General features: G+C 68.0%; 13 protein-coding genes and 1 tRNA gene. 1 reads left to right on the forward strand and 13 read right to left on the reverse strand.

The features are described from left to right. Positions 1 to 71: 71 nt before the first annotated feature. The 10 genes from ACFQSB_RS10800 to ACFQSB_RS10845 all read right to left on the reverse strand — a co-directional run bounded on the left by ACFQSB_RS10800 (position 72) and on the right by ACFQSB_RS10845 (position 12,111). Positions 72 to 1,970, reverse strand: coding sequence for a S9 family peptidase (locus ACFQSB_RS10800; RefSeq protein ID WP_380825981.1), 1,899 nt, complete (start codon positions 1,968 to 1,970; stop codon positions 72 to 74). After that, entirely contained in the window at positions 1,933 to 3,762 is a 1,830-nt protein-coding gene (locus ACFQSB_RS10805; RefSeq protein WP_380825983.1) for an ATP-binding cassette domain-containing protein, read from the reverse strand. Before ACFQSB_RS10805 ends, ACFQSB_RS10800 begins: the two co-directional genes overlap by 38 nt. Beyond that, complete coding sequence (locus ACFQSB_RS10810; RefSeq protein ID WP_380825985.1) at positions 3,755 to 5,578, reverse strand: ABC transporter ATP-binding protein; 1,824 nt, start codon at positions 5,576 to 5,578, stop codon at positions 3,755 to 3,757. Before ACFQSB_RS10810 ends, ACFQSB_RS10805 begins: the two co-directional genes overlap by 8 nt. Next, on the reverse strand, positions 5,575 to 6,549 hold the full coding sequence (locus ACFQSB_RS10815) for a protein kinase domain-containing protein (protein WP_380825987.1): 975 nt from the start codon (positions 6,547 to 6,549) through the stop codon (positions 5,575 to 5,577). Before ACFQSB_RS10815 ends, ACFQSB_RS10810 begins: the two co-directional genes overlap by 4 nt. After that, positions 6,539 to 7,492 carry a HesA/MoeB/ThiF family protein gene (locus ACFQSB_RS10820; protein ID WP_380825988.1) on the reverse strand — a complete coding sequence of 318 codons (954 nt, stop codon included), beginning with the start codon at positions 7,490 to 7,492 and terminating at the stop codon, positions 6,539 to 6,541. Before ACFQSB_RS10820 ends, ACFQSB_RS10815 begins: the two co-directional genes overlap by 11 nt. A 100-nt stretch (positions 7,493 to 7,592) precedes the next feature. Further along, on the reverse strand, positions 7,593 to 8,651 hold the full coding sequence (locus ACFQSB_RS10825; RefSeq protein WP_380825989.1) for a SagB/ThcOx family dehydrogenase: 1,059 nt from the start codon (positions 8,649 to 8,651) through the stop codon (positions 7,593 to 7,595). Further along, positions 8,611 to 9,753: a SagB/ThcOx family dehydrogenase gene (locus tag ACFQSB_RS10830; protein ID WP_380825990.1), complete on the reverse strand. Its 1,143-nt coding sequence runs from the start codon at positions 9,751 to 9,753 to the stop codon at positions 8,611 to 8,613. The genes ACFQSB_RS10825 and ACFQSB_RS10830 overlap by 41 nt, the downstream gene beginning before the upstream one ends. Positions 9,754 to 9,837: 84 nt before the next feature. Further along, a complete protein-coding gene (locus tag ACFQSB_RS10835) occupies positions 9,838 to 9,981 on the reverse strand; it encodes a hypothetical protein (RefSeq protein ID WP_354853622.1) in 144 nt (47 codons plus the stop codon). Between the two features lie 261 nt (positions 9,982 to 10,242). Then, complete coding sequence (locus tag ACFQSB_RS10840) at positions 10,243 to 11,247, reverse strand: ArsR/SmtB family transcription factor (RefSeq protein ID WP_380825992.1); 1,005 nt, start codon at positions 11,245 to 11,247, stop codon at positions 10,243 to 10,245. A 231-nt stretch (positions 11,248 to 11,478) separates the two neighbouring features. Continuing rightward, complete coding sequence (locus ACFQSB_RS10845; protein ID WP_380825994.1) at positions 11,479 to 12,111, reverse strand: TetR/AcrR family transcriptional regulator; 633 nt, start codon at positions 12,109 to 12,111, stop codon at positions 11,479 to 11,481. 121 nt (positions 12,112 to 12,232) lie between these two features. Between ACFQSB_RS10845 and ACFQSB_RS10850 the strand changes: the two genes are divergently transcribed. Then, a complete protein-coding gene (locus ACFQSB_RS10850) occupies positions 12,233 to 13,693 on the forward strand; it encodes an MFS transporter (RefSeq protein WP_380825995.1) in 1,461 nt (486 codons plus the stop codon). Between the two features lie 166 nt (positions 13,694 to 13,859). Here ACFQSB_RS10850 and ACFQSB_RS10855 read toward each other — a convergent pair whose 3' ends face one another. The 3 genes from ACFQSB_RS10855 to ACFQSB_RS10865 all read right to left on the reverse strand — a co-directional run bounded on the left by ACFQSB_RS10855 (position 13,860) and on the right by ACFQSB_RS10865 (position 16,610). Beyond that, a complete protein-coding gene (locus ACFQSB_RS10855; RefSeq protein WP_380825997.1) occupies positions 13,860 to 15,116 on the reverse strand; it encodes a S1 family peptidase in 1,257 nt (418 codons plus the stop codon). Positions 15,117 to 15,676: 560 nt separating this feature from the next. Further along, positions 15,677 to 15,753 (reverse strand) — tRNA-Ile (locus ACFQSB_RS10860). 179 nt (positions 15,754 to 15,932) lie between these two features. Further along, positions 15,933 to 16,610: a M15 family metallopeptidase gene (locus ACFQSB_RS10865; RefSeq protein WP_380825998.1), complete on the reverse strand. Its 678-nt coding sequence runs from the start codon at positions 16,608 to 16,610 to the stop codon at positions 15,933 to 15,935. Positions 16,611 to 16,621: the final 11 nt, after the last annotated feature.

A 16,621-nucleotide genomic window follows, 5' to 3' on the forward strand; every position in this document is an offset into this window, starting at 1 on the left:
TCCGAGCCTGAACGCCCGCGTGCGAGAGACGGCCGGGGGCAGGTCGTCGGGGCGGCGAAGGCCGTGGCCGGCTAGGAGACCAGGGCGCCGTCGCTCTCGGGCCCTGGTTCCTCGGCGGCCCCACCAAGGTGTTCGGCGAGGAATTCCTCTACAGAGGTGAGCAGGTGCATCCAGTTGGCCCGGGATCTGAAGAAGTGCCCCTCCTCGGGATAGAGCAAGTACCGATGCGGAACGCCCCGCTCTCTGAGGGCGTTCACTATCGCCTCGCTCTCCTCGCGCCGGACCCGGATGTCCTTCCCGCCATGGACGATGAGCAGCGGAATCTCGATGTCGTCGATCCTGGAGAGCGGCGAGCGTTCCCAGCAGAACTCGGGTTCGGTCTCCGGATCCCCGACTCTCTTCGTCATCAACGTCCGTGCGGCCGTCCAGTGCGCGGGGATCGACGAGATCACCGTGGCGAGGTTCGCGGGCCCGCACAGGTCGACGGCGCATCGGAACAGGTCAGGTGTGAACGCCGCGCCGACCAGGGCGGCATAGCCGCCGTACGAGGCGCCCATGATCGCGATGTTCTCCGGGTCCGCCCAGCCCTGTGCGGTGACGTGACCGACGGCGTCGACCAGGTCCTGGTGCATGAGCCCGGCCCACTCCCGGTCACCCGCGTTGAGGAACGCCTTTCCGTAACCGGTGGATCCGCGGAAGTTGACCTGCAGGCAGAGGTATCCGCGGTCGGCCAGCAGTTGGACCAGGCCGTCGTATCGCCAGGTGTCCCTCTCCCACGGACCGCCATGCACGAGAAGCACCGTGGGCAGCCCCTTCCGTGCGACGGCCGGCGGGAAGGTCACGTAGCCATGGATGGACAGACCGTCACGGGAGGAGAACTCGATCGGCTCCGGCGTCGCCAGATCGAACGCGGAGAGCTCCGGGCGCTGGGGGATGCGATGGAGGATGCTTCCGGTCACCCGGTCGAGGATCCGGTACTCGGGGGACCGGTCGGCCCTGCTGACGGCGCCCAGCCAGAGCCGGTCGTCATCGCTGCTCCCCAGGAAGGTGAGCTCGGCCTCCGGATCCGGGCAGAGCCTGTGCGCGTCCAGAGCGGCATCTTCGTCCAGGACCACGGTCTGCTTGCGCGCGCGGGAGAGCGCCGCCGCCCTGGGCCGTCCCGTGACCGGGTCGAACCAGACCGAGCAGACGTCCGCGTCCGGGGCCTCGGCGAGGATCTCGGCGATCTCTCCGGTACGCGTGTCCAGTTCGACCAGCCGGGTCGTCTGCGCGCCCGCGGACGTCAGCAGGTAGAAGTAGCGACCGCCCTGCGACGAACGGGCGAGGCTCGTCGTGGCGGCATCCTCGTGACCGACGGAGAAGACCACCGGCCAGGTGTCCCCTGCGCGGGCGCACACGTCGATGCCGCCGTCTCCGCGCATGAGGAGACCGCCCTCCGCTTCCAGGGACGCGTGGTCGATGATCCATCGGAAGAAACCCGGGTTCGGCCGCACGGACAGTCTTGCCCCGGTGCTGATCTCGCGGCGTTCGAGATGACCACCCACGCTGGCGAGCAGAAGCTCCGGTCGCCGTCCGGAGACGGCCAGGAGCCGCGCGGAGACTCCCGGCGGCGTCAGATCGTGTATCGCGGTCCCACGGATGGCGACGGCCGACAGTACCGTCCTCTCATCCCCGTGAGGGTCACGGGTCACCAGCAGGTGCGCGTCATCCGACGCCCACTTCACATCTTCGACGCCTCCTGGCAGGGCGGTGAGCCAGGTGCCCTCGCCGCCCGCCGTCAGGTTCTCGAGGGTCGCCGTCCGGACCTGCCAGTGGGTGTTCCGGCGTTCCAGCCACGCCAGCGACCGTCCATCCGGTGAGAGTGCCAGGCTTGTTCTGGTCTCCTGCCCGAACAACACTCTGCGGGGGATCGACGCACCGGCGGCGGCCGGATCACGTCGCCGCGGAGTCGAGTGGGTGCCTGACGTCATAGTTGCTCTCCTGGATCGCTGACAACTCCTGGTACAGCCCAAGGGAATTGCGCAGTTCCCCCGGAGTGCCCACCTGTGCGATGACACCGTCGTCCAGCACCACGATCAGGTCGGCCTGCGCCGTGGCGGCGAGCCGGTGGCTGACGAACAGTGCTATCCCTCCGACGGCCCGGCACTGCGCTGTGAGCTCACGGAAGCGGTCGAACAGACGAGCCTCCGCCTCGACGTCGAGTGCCGAACTGGGCTCGTCCATGACGAACAGCCACCAGTCCTGCCGCACATAGCTGCGCGCCAGCGCGATCTTCTGCCATTGGCCGCCCGAAAGATCGATCCCGTGCGACCAGCGGGACCCTGTCTGGGTCTCCAGTCCGTCCGGTAGCTTTTCGACATCCTGGTCGAGGCCGGCCCTGGTACAAGCGGCCGGAAGCAGCTCCGGCCGCTTCGCCGCGGCCTCGACGTCACCGAGCGCCACACCCTCGCGGACGGTCAGCTCATATCGTCCGAAGTCCTGCATGAGTGCGGTCACGCCCTGCTGCCACTGCCGCCGGGATTCGGCGGTGAGGGTCGCCGCTCCCTTGGAGATCTCACCGCAGTCAGGGGTGAGGAGTCCGGCCATGAGTTTGACCAGCGTGGTCTTTCCCGAGCCGTTCTCGCCGACCACGGCGACCACCGATCCGGACGGTATCTCCAGGTTCACCGCGCTGACGCTGGAAACCGCGCGCCCAGGGTATGTGTAGCTCAGTCCGGAAAGGACCAGAGGCTCCCTGCCCCCACGGGGCTCCTCCTGCCTTGTACCTGCTGTCGGCGCCGCGACCTGTCGCTGAAGTTCGCCCAGCACACCGTCCAGGTCACGGGCGACCCGCATGAGACGACGGGCCCTGGTCGTCTGCTGCATCAGGTTGCCCAGCACGATGCCCAGTTGACCGGTGAGCGCGATCACCATCGCCAGGTCCGCGAGCCCGAGCTTCCCTCCGGCCGCCGCCCAGGCCGTCCAGCCGAGAGCGGCGGCCACCGACAGGGAGATGATCGACGTGCCCGCCAGCGTCCAGGCGAACGCTGATCGGTCTCCCCGATCCCGGCAGCGGTCGGCTTCGTCCCACAGCTCTTCGGCGCGGCGGACCAGCCCGGCACCGGCCCCACCGGCTCGTGCGGTCAGTCCACCCGCTGGTGAGGCGAGGTGCTCGGCCAGGACGCCGGCCCGGTCGACGAGCGGGCCGGCCGTTTCGTCCGCATGGTCCTCGGCGCTGAACGCGCGGCCGTTCCAGCGCAGGGCGGGTACGGACAACACCGGGATCAGTGCGAGCCAGAGGCTGACCTCGGCGAGGAGCAGCACCGTGAGGCCGAACTGGAGGACGGCCCCGACGACCAGGACCAGTCCGCCGAACGCCGACCCGGTGAGGTCCACGCGTTCCCTGGACCTGATGCGGTCGATGCGTTCCCGGAGTGCCCCGTCCTGAAGCAGGTCGACCGTGCGCAGCCCCAGCATCGCCTGGATCAGCCAGCCGTCGATCGTCCGGGCGGTCTCCGCTTCGAGCCGGACCCTGCTTCTTATCCCGAGCGAGCCGAGCACATGGATCAGCAGGAGAGCCGTGACGAACAGCGTCACACCGAGCAGCTGCTGCGGCCGGCTTCCGGACAGGACTCCCGCCACGGCCACGCCGACGCCGACCGCGACGAGAGGCTCGGCCACCCGTCCCAGGGGATCGCAGACAAGTACGGTCACCACGTTGCGCGGCGATGTCCGCCACGCCGCCCTGAAGAGCAGCAGCACCGGTGCGAACCTGCTAGTCATCGACATCCTCCTTGGCGGCACGGAAGCGCTCCGCCTGGCGGCGGAACATCTGGGCGTACCGGGTCGGGCCGCTCATGAGCTCGTCATGGGTTCCCTGCTCGATGACGCGGCCCCGGTCCAGCAGGACGATCTCGTCGGCGTGGCGGACGGTCGACAGCCGGTGGCTGATCAGCACGGCCGTGGTCGAGGTCGCGAGTTCACTGAACCTCTGGTTGAAACGCTCTTCGGCTCGTACGTCGAGACTCGCCGTGGGTTCGTCAAGGATGACCAGGCTGGATCGGTTCCCGAGCGAGTCGAGGTGGTAGAGGATCCGGGCGAGGACCACCCGCTGCCACTCCCCGCCGGACAGGTCGACTCCTTGAGCGCTTTCGGGGAGCAGCAGGGTGTCCAACCCGTCCGGAAGGCGGTCCAGCAAGAGGTCGGCGCCGGCCTCCCGGAGCGCCTTCTCGACCAGTGCGAGGTCAGGCGACGGTGCGCCGGGCGCGACGTTGGCCGCGAGCGAGAGCGGATAGCGGATCACGTCCTGATCGGCGACCACGCATCGGGACAGCCAGCCTCGGCGGTCGAACTCGGTCAACGGCACGCCGTCGACCTCCAGCGTGCCTCGCGTCGGATCCAGTGCACCGGTCAGCAGCTTGGCGAGCGTGCTCTTTCCCGCACCGTTCAGACCGACCACGGCCAGCGAACGGCCTGTTCTGAGCTCCAGATCGACATCCTGCAGGACCGGAGCGTCTCGATAGCCGAAACCGACCTCGCGCACAGTGATCGTCTGGAAAGTGGAGGGGATCGGCCGAGGACCGGAACGAACATCTCGCGTGCGGCCGAGCGCGGCGGGGAGCCGTCTCACCTCGGCGGCCGCCGGAGCGCCGTACTCCACCATGTACTCCGGCCCGATCCAGCCCAGCGACTCCATGCCGGCCATCGCCTGCAGGACGACCAGAACCGCCGCGGTGCCGAACTCTCCCCGCCGAGCCTGGTCGAGGGCGGCCCAGGCGACCAGCAGATGGGCCCCGACGACCACCGCTCCGGCCCACACCTGTGCCGCCGCACGACGATTTCGTGCGGCCTTGGCCGCGCTCACCTCCGACCAGCGATCCTCGAACCGGCCGACCAGCCACGGCCTCGCACCGGGCATCAAGATGAGCTCCGCCGACCGTCGACTGTCCAGGAGCAGACCTCGCAGGTAGTCCGCCCGGCTCACCGACTCCGAATGGTGTCCCGACTCCCGGCCGGCCACCGCGGCCCGGACCTCCGATCGAACGGCCGAGCGGTAGAGAAGCCAGCTTCCGGCCAGGACGATCGGCGCCCACCAGAGGTAGTGGGCCAGGATCACGGCGGTCACCAGAGCGCTGAGCCGCCCTGGGCACACCTCGGCGAGGCCGCGCACCGCCGCACCGACGGTGAAGTAGCCCGACGAGGCGGCCTGCGCGGCCCGCAAGGAGCCGACGAATCGGTCATCATGCAGATGGGCGATACCGGCCGGCCGGTCGACCAGGGCGAGCATCTCGCTTCGGACCGCGTGCTCCACCCGGCGGGCCAGGACGACCGCGAGCGTCTGCCTGACCGGGGTCAAGATCTGCCCACCGAGATACGCGCAGACGAGAACCGTCAGGCTGGCCAAGGCCGGAGCACCGGCCGTGATGTCCGATGCCACCCACCCCCCTGCCAGGACGAACAGCGGGGGCATCGCGGTGGCCAGCACGGTGAACAGGACCAGTGCGGCGACTGTTCGAGGAGAGGCTCGTACCGCCAGCAGGACCACCTCGAACGCGGCGCGCCCTGACAAGCGTGTCCGGAGCCACGACAGGACGTTCATGAAGCCGCCCCCACCTTGCCGAGCACTTTCACGGCCGCTGATGCTTCTGGGCGGTGACCCGGTTCGATCGCGCACATCGCCCGGACGAGGTCGCATACTGCGCTCGGAAGAGACGTTCCATCCGGTCCGGGCACATCATCCAGCGAGGGCACTGGATGGTTCTCCGCCAAGGCGCGCAGGACCGCCGCGGAGTTCCGTTGCCGAGCAGCGACGTTCTCGCACCGGAGGAACAGTTCCGTCAGCTTGTCGAGCAGCTCGTCGTCCGCCGCCACCGGATCGGGCGTACGCCCCGTCCAGAGCACGTGGAGGCTGACGCCGAGTGCGTACACATCCGCGCGCCGCCAGGCCTCGGGTGAACTCGACATACCGAGGAAGGCTTCCGGCGGAGCGAATGGGCGGTAGGTCAGTGGGCGCGCATAACGGTAGAACGCGTGCTCTTCTGAGATCAGTGGGGGGCCGTGCAGTTCCCGCGCGAATGTGAGGTCGATCAGTCTGACTCGTTCACCGTCGGTCACGGCGTTGTCCGGCCGCACGTCGCGGTGGACGACACCTCTGGCGTGCAGCCGAGCGACCGCGCCGAGGAGGGCGGTCCAGACGCGCTGGATCTGCTCCGCGCCGGCGGTCTCCCGCCATGCCTTGAGGTCCGTGCCGAACCGCGGGGTGATCAAGGGTGCGGGACCCTCGCCCTGAGCGGTCCAGCGGGCTTTCATCCGGTGATGGGATTCCGAAACGGGAACGACGGCACCGCTCCCGGTCAACATCTCGGTGAGGGCACGTTCGCGAGCGAACGCCGGCCTCCAGTACGGACCGTCCAGATCCGTACGAGGGAACTTCACCACGACCTCACGCCGCGTCCGACGTTCGATGCCCACGAAGAGCTCGGAGAGCGAGCCTCCGGGCCGCCACGCACGCAGGTGGTCGAGTTCGGTCGCCAGGAGAGCCTGTCCGCGGGCCGTAAGGTCAGCGATCATTTCCGCTTCCGCAGACCGCGCATGACGGACGCCGGTCTCCTGTGATGCGCGTCATCTCGTACTTGAAGAGGTCGACCGACCAGACCGCGTTCTCGGTCAACGGAGCCGAGCAGCCGGTCAGGAAACGGGTGGCCTCCCAGACCGCGAGCGACGACATGGCGGCGATCAGCGGGGCGAAGGGGGACCTGGGCGGTAGCCACTCGTTGGCCACCGCCTTTTCGATCGTGCTGGTCAGCGCACTGTCGCCGTCGACCATGCACTGATAGCAGGCGGTCCTGCCCGGCACGTACAGCGGACCCAGGGTGCTGCCTCCGGACAGCAGCGACGGGGTGGACGTGCGCACGCAGGTCTCGGCGATGATGTCCCTGATGTTGGCGACCCGATAGCCGAAAGAGTTGAACACCAGATCCGCGCTCTCGGCGAGGTCCGCCAGATCGGTGACCTCGCGGATCAGACGTTCATGGGTCACGACCTTGACGGAGGGGTCGGATACGGCGAGCATCTCGGCGGCCACCTCGACCTTCAGCCGGCCGACGTCAGTGGTTCGGTAGAGAACCTGCCGAGGCAGGTTCGTGGCCTCCACCGTGTCGGGATCGACGAGGACGATGGTCCCTATGCCGATCCGTGCACAGTTGAGAGCGATCCAGGTGCCGAACGCTCCGACTCCGACGATCAGCACTGTCGAACCGCGAAGGGCGTCCTGGAAAGCGCCGCCTGAGAGTTCCGGCGTCTCCCACAACGAGAAGAACTCGCTCTGGTGGACGTAAAGCCCCTCGGGGTCGGCGATGCCGGGTCGTTGATCCTTGTCATCGATGACGGCGCCGATGCGATGCAGCTCTTCGATGAGAGGGGCGGCGCCCGGCGGCTCGATCTCAGAGCCGGGAGCGATGCCTTGGTCGAGCGTCTCGAAGATCCGCTGGACGAACCGCGGGTCGCCGTTCACTCCGAAACGCTCGTTCGTGGTCAGCGACCACACCTCGCCGCCTGCCGGTGTTTGGAAGTGACCCCAGCCTCGGTGGAATCTCAGCACGTCATCTGGCCTTTCATGCGACGGTCACGGTCGTGAGTACTTGATGGTCGATGGGCGCGAGCTGGAAGAGTCGCTCACCGAGCGAGTCGCGGACGGCCGGGGTCAGCCAGGTCTGCAGGCCGCAGGCGGTCGCCACGAGGATCAAGGCCTGGCCGACTCTCGCCGAGTCGAAGTAGAGGTTGCGCAGGCCCCGCTCATGCCGGTAGCGCCATTGATAGCGCGGGAAGTCGGCCACGACGAACACCGTCGCGGCGGCCGTCTCCACCTGACGCTGACCGATGAACAGTTCCTTGCACGCCGCCCGGGTCTCGGCTTCGCCGTGTACCGTTCCGAGATTTTCCAGCGCGTGCGTGGACGGATCGTAGAGATGGATTCCGGACTCGATCCCGTGGACGTCGTAGACCGCCACGTAGTAGTCGAACGCCGCGCCGTAACTGAAGAGGAACCGCTGCGGATCCGCCGGGTCCGGATCGCGATTGCGGCTCGCCCGGGCCAAGCCGTGCCCCAGCAGGTCGGACAGTCGCTGGTCACCGAAGGCGCGGCGATGCAGCGTACGTGAAGTGACCCGTTTCCTCAGGACCTCGCCGACGGGCGTCTCCGGAAGCGGTGCGGGCTCAGGCAGGACCATTGGCCGCGTCGCCGCCCGGCGCGGGCTCGGCGGAGGCCCGTCTTCACGGAGAAAGGTGGCGAGCGCCTCCATCTGCCGGTCGCGGTAAGCCTCTCCGTCGTCCTGGAAGGACGCACGCCGTGACCACAGATAGGTGGTCAGGGCGTGGGACCAGCCACGGGCATGCCAGTGCGCAAGGCCACGACCGGTGTCGTCGTCGATCGCATCGGCCTCCAGGAGGCCACAGTCTTTCAGGACCGCGAGTCCCGAGATGTCGTTCTCGCCGGCCGCGAGCGAGATCAGCGCGCGCCGCCCCATGAGGACGGGGGAATTCGCGAACGGACTCCGCACGGTGGCCTTGCCGTCCTCGTCGGGGATGACGACCGTGCCCGCCGCCCATCGTGGCGCGGCGTTCACGGGGGGTTCAGGAGAGTTCTGTCGATGCTCGGCCGACTGCCGCCGCATAGAGGACACCTTCGTCCAATCCTTCCTTCTGCAGCCCGAACAGCCCGTGCACGGCGATGTCGTCGACTCCGTGCTGCCAGAAGACCGGCAGATCAAGGGCCTGTCCGCACAGTTCCATGGTCGCCGCGGCGTGACCGGCGTCCATGAACACGGTGCGGAACGTCCGAGGCTCGCGATAGCGGTACATGTTGCGTTCCCATAGGCCCGTCACCACGACGAAGGCCGCCGGGTCGAAAGGCGCACGCCACAGGCCTTGCAGCATCGGCTTGAGCTCGTCATCGCCGGGAAGATCACCGATCCGCTCCAGCTCGGAGGTCCTGACGGCGAAGTGGTAGGTCCCGGGCGTGAGCCCCGAGACCTTCCGCGCGAGGACATAGCATTCGACCGGATGCCGTGAACCACCGGAAGGGCTCGTCTTGCGAACCAGCGGGGCGCGCGGAACACTCGACCGGACTCTGCGCGAGCGAAGCTGCCCGAAGCTCGACGAGATCAGTGTCGAGAGCTTGTCGTATGTGGCCACGGGCAGGGATTCGGATCCGTTGCGACGGTCCCACGCCTCGGCGAAAGGCCGGGCGAGGCATTCGAGGGCTTCGGCGGTCCGCGCGACGGGAACGGCGAGCGAGCCCGCGTACTCCTTGTATCGGTTCACGTCGAAGCTCTCGGCGGCGAACAACTCCATAATCGATTTGTCTATGGCCGGTGCATCCGACTCGGAGTAGTTCAGATACGGATAATCGTAGGTGAGCAGGTGGTGGTCGAACGCGGCCTGCCATCCGGCCTCGCGCCATCGCCGCTCGGTCTCCTCAAGACGGGAGTCATCGCGATCCGGCGTCAGGAATCCTTCTGTCACCAACCGCTCGACGATGGACCGGCCGGCGTCGGACTCGAGGCCTGCCGACCGCTTCAGTTCTTCGAGGCGCTCTTCGGCCGAACCGGCACGCAAGAAGCTCAGCAAGACCTGTGCCGCGGCGCTGCCCAGCAGGATCTCCCTGCGCGCGGCGATGTTCATCACGTACCAGCGTTCTGTGGACCAGATGCTCGGCGGCGGGACCAGGCGAACCGTCGGAACGATCCGCAGCAACGGATCAGCGGTGTCAGACATGGGAATCCAGAGTTTCGTGATCGACGTGGCCGACTGACGGGCTCATCGCCCTGAAGCACACCGCTCCAGGGCGATGAGGACGACCTACGGCCGCGAGCTCTCCATCTGGCGAAGCGCGATCGGCATCTCGGGCAGCGCCTCCACGGTGAAGTCCGCGGGGTTCAACTCGACCCCGGCCCCGAGCTTTCCGGAGACCTCGGCCGCGAGCGCTGACGTGCTGGTGGACATATCTTCCTCCCTGAAATGGAATGAAGCTGACACCGGAAAGCCTGAATGTTCGGACTGGAATCAACCTGGAATTTCTCTGGACGCACACTCCTCGTCATGGTCCGGGCTCGTGCCCGGAATGCCCATGACGTCCAGAGGCGTAGCGTGTGATCGGGATCCTCGTGACGGTGTGCCGCTGCTCGCGCGGGTGTGCGTCGTCAGGTCCCGCGCTGGAACCTGAGTAAGAGCCAGGGTTCCTTCTCGCCTGTCCGCCGGACTCTGTCAGCGGCGGAACAGCTCCAGCAGCTCCTCCGCTCGGCGGGTGCGGGTGATCCACACCTCGCGGCCCCGGCGCTCCCGCATGATCAGCCGTCCGGCGCGCAGCCGGTCGCAATGGTAGGTCAGGCCGCTGGGCGCGATCTGCAGGTCCGTGGACAGCATGCTCATGGTCATGGGCTGTTCCAGGGCGCAGAGCAGGTGTGCGCGGACCGGACCCAGGATCGCCGACAGCTCGTCCCCCGCGGGCGCGACGGGCTTACGCCACAACGAGCCCGCACCGGGCACCGGATAGGCGATCCAGACGGCGTCCGGGCTGTCCAGGCTGACGATCACGGCGTCCTTGCCGGCCAACATGGGCACCAGAACGAGCTTCCTGTCACCCAGCTCGAACGTGCTCGATTCCAGGTCGGAGATGAGCAGGCCACGCTCGCCGTAGACGATGCGCTCGCTCAGCGCGCCCAGCAACAACTCGTGGCCGCCCCGCACGGCCGCGACGCCCACCCGCTCGACCTCCCTGTCGAGCAGCGGGCGGGCGCGCTTCCACAGCGGTTCCGTGGTGGTCCAGACGTCGGCCAGGGCGCCGGCGTACCCGCGCAGCCAGCGCTCGGGCCGCTCGGCAGCCGAGCGCCAGTGCAACGGCGGCGTCCCCGGGCCGAACGTCTGCTCCAGATCTCTGATCAGAGCGTCGGGCGAGATGTCCTGCAGGGCGCTGACCTGCGACTGCACGGTGACATCGCCGTCGGTGGGGGAGCACGGCACGATGCTGTCCGGCGCGATCGAGCTGCCGGGTACGGCCAGCGGGCGCACGGCGTCCTGGCCGAGCGGGCCGACCTGTGAGGCGATCGCCTTACGCCACGATTCGGGTAGGCCGCGCTGGCGGCCCGCGAGGGCGTCGGCGATGATGGCGAGCGCGGTCAGATTGGGCGAGATCGAGATCTGGAGCCGTGGCGGGGAGCTCAACCGCAACTCGCTCCACACCCTGCTCTTCGCGGCTATTTGGGTCCCCACGGGAGGGACTTTAAACGGAGGCCACATCTCTCCTGGAATGCTTCAACGAAACGTGAAACATCCGATACATAGATGATCTACGGCTCCTGTCAACGTGTGGCTCACCACCGGCTTTGGGACTACATGTCTCGGCCGTCCAGTCCAGCACTCCGCGGTCGATGGACTTGGGTCGGGGTGCTGTCGATGCCGAGCCCCCGAAGCGCTGATCGGGAGTATCGGCTTCCCGGCGATTCACGCTCGATGCCTCTGGTAGTACCTCAGGAACATGTCGACCCCTGTGGTGATGAGGTCATCGGTGAACTGAGGGTCGAGCCTGTCGCCGTAGGCGCTGTGCACAATGTGCGGGTACAGCACCAGCGCGTAGAACTGGATGATCGCCAGCTCCATGTGCGGAATGTCCAGGTCGTCGCGCGCGCTGAGCGCGGCGGCCAGCGGTTCGGCGAAACGATCGGGTCCCTGCTTGCGCCAGGCGCGGCCGAGTTCGGGAAAGCGCCGGGCCTCAGAGGTGATCAACGCGCGCAGGGCGAGCACCTCGGGCTGGGCGATCCCCTCCACCCACTCGCGGGCGGTGGCGGTCAGGATGTCGCGCAGGTCGTCGCCGGTACGCAGCCGCTCGTGCAGGGCGTACACGGTCTGGCCGAGCGCCTGTTCGAGCGCGTCGCTCACCACCTCGGTGAACAGCTCCTCCTTGCTGGCGAAGTGGTTGTAGACGGTCACCTTCGACACGCCGGCCTCGGTGGCGATGTGGTCCATGCCCGCGCCGAAGCCCCGTTCCAGGAACTGTTGTTGTGCCGCGCGCACGATGGCGGCCCGTTTGCGCGCCGCGCGTTCTCCTGACGGGGCGCGCCTGCTCGTTGTCGTCACAGCGCCATCCTATCCGAACTGAACTGTACTGTTGAGTTTAGATGTACTGTTCTGTACAGTTCAGTTCGTTGCCCCGTGGCCGGCCTCGATCGGCCCTCCCCTCCATGAAGAGAGGCCACGCATGAAGAACGAACTCAGGATCCCCGGAGTCTCCGGGAGTCTTCATCCAGGCCCCAGGGCTGTTCGAAGTCGCAGTGCCGCGACGCTGGCGCTGCTGTCGTTCGCCATGATGATCGTCTCGCTCGACCAGTACATCGTCGTGGTAGCCCTGCCCGATATGGGGCATGACCTGGGCTACTCGGCGCAGACATTGCAATCAGTGGTCAGTGTCTACGCGGTGGCATCCAGTGGATTCCTCCTGTTCGGGGGCCGCGCGGCGGACCTGCTCGGCCGGCGGCGGATGCTCCTGGTCGGCCTGACGCTTTACGCGCTGGCCTCGCTCGCGGGAGGGCTCGCGACGACACCCCTGATCCAGCTGATCGCGCGTGCGGTTCAGGGTTTCGGCGGAGCGCTGGTCTTTCCGAGCACGCTGGCGCTCATCAACACCACGTTCGCCGAGGGCCGCGACCGCAACCGCGCCCTGGCCGTCTGGGGAGGTTCCGGCGCGGCGGGTCTGGTCGTGGGCGTCCTGCTGGGCGGCGTGCTCACGCGAGCCTTCGGGTGGGAAGCGGTGTTCTTCGTCAACGTCCCGCTCGTGGGCGCGGTCTTCGTCTGGACGCTCTTCCTGATCGACGCCGATCCGCCTCGCGACAGGACGCGTATGTTCGACCTGCCTGGTGCGCTGACCGCCACAGGCGCCATCACGCTGCTGGTGTTCGCGCTTGTACAGGGCGCCGATCTGGGCTGGGGCTCACCGGTGATTTTTGCCGCGGCGGCGGTGGGCCTTCTGCTGGCTGTGGCATTCGTCCTGATCGAGGGGCGTAGTGGTGATCCGCTTCTCCCGCCACGGCTTCTGGTCAACGGGAGCCTCAGGATGGCCGTGGCGATCGCGTTCATGTTCATGACCACGTTCGGCTCACTCCTCTACTTCCTGTCGATCTACTTCCAGGACGTCCTCGGCTACGACGCCCTGGAAACCGGAATCGCGTTCCTGCTCCCGACCGTCGTGGTGGTCGCCGGTTCGACAGTGGGCGGCCGGGTGGTGACGCTCATCGGCCTGCGGCGCACACTCACCCTCGCCCTGTCGATCGGCGCGGCCGGGGCCGTCGCCCTGGGGCTGGCGACTTCTCCCGACGGCTCCTACGTCACGCTGATCCCAGGACTCATCGCCGTCAGCATCGGCGACGGCGTCATCTTCACGGCCATGTTCATCGCCGCCGCAACTGGAGTGCGTGATCGCGAGCAGGGTGTCGCCTCGGCGATCGCATCCACCGGATCAGGGGTCGGAGCCGTCGTGGGGCTCGCGATCCTGGTGCTCGTGGCCAACGCCGGCACCGAAGGACTCCTGGGGGATGGACTACGGGTCGCCATGGCCGAAGGAATCAGCCACGCCATTTTCGTCGTCGCGGGCGGAATCGTGGCGACCCTTTTGATAGCCCACATCGCGTACGGAAAAGGACACCTTCCTCGCCACGAGGTCTGACCTCAAGAGATCGTTCCATAGCCGAGGCGCCGCGTATGAACGGAGCGACGGACACTGAATGTCGCTCCGCCCGCCGAGTTCCCGCCAGGTCGGTCGCCCGGGAAGCGGAGCGAGACCGGCGGGCTGTGCGGCGTCACGCGCCGCGTACGACCCGCCGGTCGAAGGGTCAGCCGGTCACGAGGGTGACGCCCGGGAAGGCGGTGGTCGCGTTGCTCCACGGCGCGTAGTAGAACCGCCAGGAACAGGTACGCCCGCTGGTCACGTAGCCGGTGCAGGGCACCGGCGTGCTGGGGTCGATGGCGGAGATGACCCCTACCGCGTACTGCTGGGTGATGCTGGACGGGTTGGGGATCTCCACCGGGCCGCCGCTGTCACCCCCGCCGGCCGCGTTGGTGTGCGCCGCCTGCTCGGCGATGACCAGGCCATAGATCGGGTAGCCCACGCTGAGCGTGACGTTGACCTGCTTGGCCTGGATGGAACACAGGGTGCCCGAGTAGGCGCCGGAGGTGCAGAGCCACATGCCCACGTAGGAACCGGTGGTGCCGATGACCGGGTTGCCGAACTCCGGCGAGATGGTGCCGGGGTTGTTGTTGTAAACGCGGCCTGCGGTGCTCGCATTGATCAACATGACGTCTCGGTACATGTCGTCGTAGGAGGAGATCGGGCCGATCGCCTGGCCGGTCGGGTCGGTGGCCGTCTGCCCGACGTCACCGCAGTGGGCCGCGGTCAGCATCCTGGTCGTGCCGCCGTAGGTGACGGCGAAGCCGGTGGAGCAGCCGATCCCGCCGATGCCGGCCTTGCGCCAGGCCGCCCCGCCCCACCATGGTGGGGAGTCGTCCCAGCGGCTGGCCAGGGCCGGCGTGACGCCCGCCTGGATGGTGATCGGCACGGTGGAGTCGGCGACCTTGGCGCGGGTCAGGCCGAGGTCGGCGCCCGAGACCGTCAGGCCCGAGCCGTCGACCTTCGGCGCGATCGAGGTGATCGCACCGGCGGAGACGCGGGCGAGACGGTTCATCTCGCGCTCAAGCTCTCGGGCCGAGTACGCCGCGGGCAGGATGCTGACCGGGACGTCCTCGCGCAGCCGGCCGATCAGGTCGTCGATGCGCCTCGGGGTGTCGCCTTTCCAGTAGACGCGCAGTTCGTGGTTCTCCGGCGCGGCGATGATGCCGGCGTATCCGGTGTCCTCCTTGGTCTTGGTGGCGGCAGTGATGCGGTCGGCCGCCTTGACCAGCTTCTGCTGGGTGGCCAGCAGGTTGGTCCAGGACGCGAAAGCGCCGGGCACCTCGCCGACCGGCTCGATCGGCCGGGCCGTGGTGTCCTTGACGGGTGCGGGTGCGGGTGCGGGTGCGGGTGCGGGTGCGGGTGCCGCCGTGGCGTGGACGGTGCCCAGTCCGGTCACGGCGGCGGCGACTCCCAGCGCCACCGTCAGACGGCGGACGGCTCGTGAGGCTCTTGCGGTGCTTGAGGAGGTTTTCATCAATTCTGCTCCGCGATGTGGTTATGGGACCAGATTCGGTATTTCAGGCATTTATTAGGGAAGCAACGGCTTGACGCGAGATTTAGTGGCTGATAGAGCGATATGTTGAGCGGTTGTCTGCCGGGATTCGGCTTCAGACCTACGGCACACGGTCGCGGGCCGGTGCGCGGCGACCTGGGGGCACGGATTTCCGGCGTCCGGAATCTACGGAAAAGGCGCTCTCCGCCCGGTGTCCCCTTCTGGACAGCGGCGAGCCGCCAAGAGCATCATGTCCGGCGCGTTTTGTTCTGCTGCAGATTTACGCCAAGTGCATCGTCGGTCAGGACGAGGCCGCGGAGCGTCGCATCTCCGACGCGCTTGCCGCTCATGGCTGAGGCGCGGTTCGTGGGTGAGCATTGGGTGAGACCAGCCGTGGATGGTCACCGTCAGCCGTGGACGGTCGGACGGGACGAGAGAGCCCCCGGCGGCATGAGTCCAGGCCAGGGGCTCTTTCTGTTGATCGGGAGTGGTAGGGCGGGTGGGACTTGAACCCACGACCTACGGATTATGAGTCCGCTGCTCTGACCGGCTGAGCTACCGCCCCGCAAGCCTGGAGTCTCTCATAAGTTGGCGGTCATGTGAGCATGGGGAGTTGTTCACTTTGGCCGCGTCCTGCACAAGTTTGACGGACCGAGGACGAGGGTGGGCGGCCCCGGCGTACGGGAGCGGCCTGCCCTCGGCTCGGCGGTCGGGGAGAGGCGCAGGTGAGGGCCGCGGACGACCTCAGCGGGCGGGCGGGCCGGCCAGGGCGGGGGTGTCGAGCAGGCCGTAGCGGGCGGCCGGGGCTCCGCTCACGTAGGCCCAGTAACGATCCCCGTACGACCAGTGCCACCACTCGGTCGGATAGTTGATCAGACCGGCCGCCGTCAGGACCGAGACCAGCAGGCGCCGGTTGCCGGCCGCCTCCGGCGAGATGTCGGGGGAGGCGGTGTAGCACGCCCCGTCAGGGCCGGTGGGCGTGGCGTTGACCTCCGTGCCCATCGGCAGCTCGGTCCCGGCCTCGCTGCAGAGGGTCAGGTCCACGGCGGCGCCCGCAACGTGCGGCGCCACCTCGGGAGGAGAGATGTACCGGCCCGCCTCCCGGCGGAGGCGTTCGGCGCTCCAGTCGGGGTGCAGGCCCCGGAGCTCCTCGACGGACTCGGCGAAATACCGCTCCTGCAGTACCGGCGGCCGGTATCCCTCGATCACCAGGATCCTGAGCCCCGGTGGCAGCAGCGCCTGAGCCGCCACGAGCCGTTCGGCGACGCTGAGCCGCAGGTGCGCGTAGGCCCCCGCCGGATCCGCGAGCCGCTGGTCGATGAGCACCCCGTCCAGCCCGCGCAGGTCGACCAGGGGCTGGCCGCATTCTTCCACCGGCAGCGCGAGGATCCGGGAGTCGGACAACAACGTGATCTGTGGCATGGGGACGACAC

It is taken from the genome of Sphaerisporangium rhizosphaerae, from assembly GCF_042665155.1.
GTDB classification, from domain to species: domain Bacteria; phylum Actinomycetota; class Actinomycetes; order Streptosporangiales; family Streptosporangiaceae; genus Sphaerisporangium; species Sphaerisporangium rhizosphaerae.

Bases quoted from the DNA above. Each gene is read 5' to 3' on its own strand.
- ACFQSB_RS10865 (WP_380825998.1), bottom strand. From the start codon at position 16,610: ATGCCACAGATCACGTTGTTGTCCGACTCCCGGATCCTCGCGCTGCCG.
- ACFQSB_RS10815 (WP_380825987.1), bottom strand. From the start codon at position 6,549: ATGATCGCTGACCTTACGGCCCGCGGACAGGCTCTCCTGGCGACCGAA.
- ACFQSB_RS10805 (WP_380825983.1), bottom strand. From the start codon at position 3,762: ATGACTAGCAGGTTCGCACCGGTGCTGCTGCTCTTCAGGGCGGCGTGG.
- ACFQSB_RS10825 (WP_380825989.1), bottom strand. From the start codon at position 8,651: ATGCGGCGGCAGTCGGCCGAGCATCGACAGAACTCTCCTGAACCCCCC.
- ACFQSB_RS10810 (WP_380825985.1), bottom strand. From the start codon at position 5,578: ATGAACGTCCTGTCGTGGCTCCGGACACGCTTGTCAGGGCGCGCCGCG.
- ACFQSB_RS10835 (WP_354853622.1), bottom strand. From the start codon at position 9,981: ATGTCCACCAGCACGTCAGCGCTCGCGGCCGAGGTCTCCGGAAAGCTC.
- ACFQSB_RS10800 (WP_380825981.1), bottom strand. From the start codon at position 1,970: ATGACGTCAGGCACCCACTCGACTCCGCGGCGACGTGATCCGGCCGCC.
- ACFQSB_RS10830 (WP_380825990.1), bottom strand. From the start codon at position 9,753: ATGTCTGACACCGCTGATCCGTTGCTGCGGATCGTTCCGACGGTTCGC.
- ACFQSB_RS10850 (WP_380825995.1), top strand. From the start codon at position 12,233: ATGAAGAACGAACTCAGGATCCCCGGAGTCTCCGGGAGTCTTCATCCA.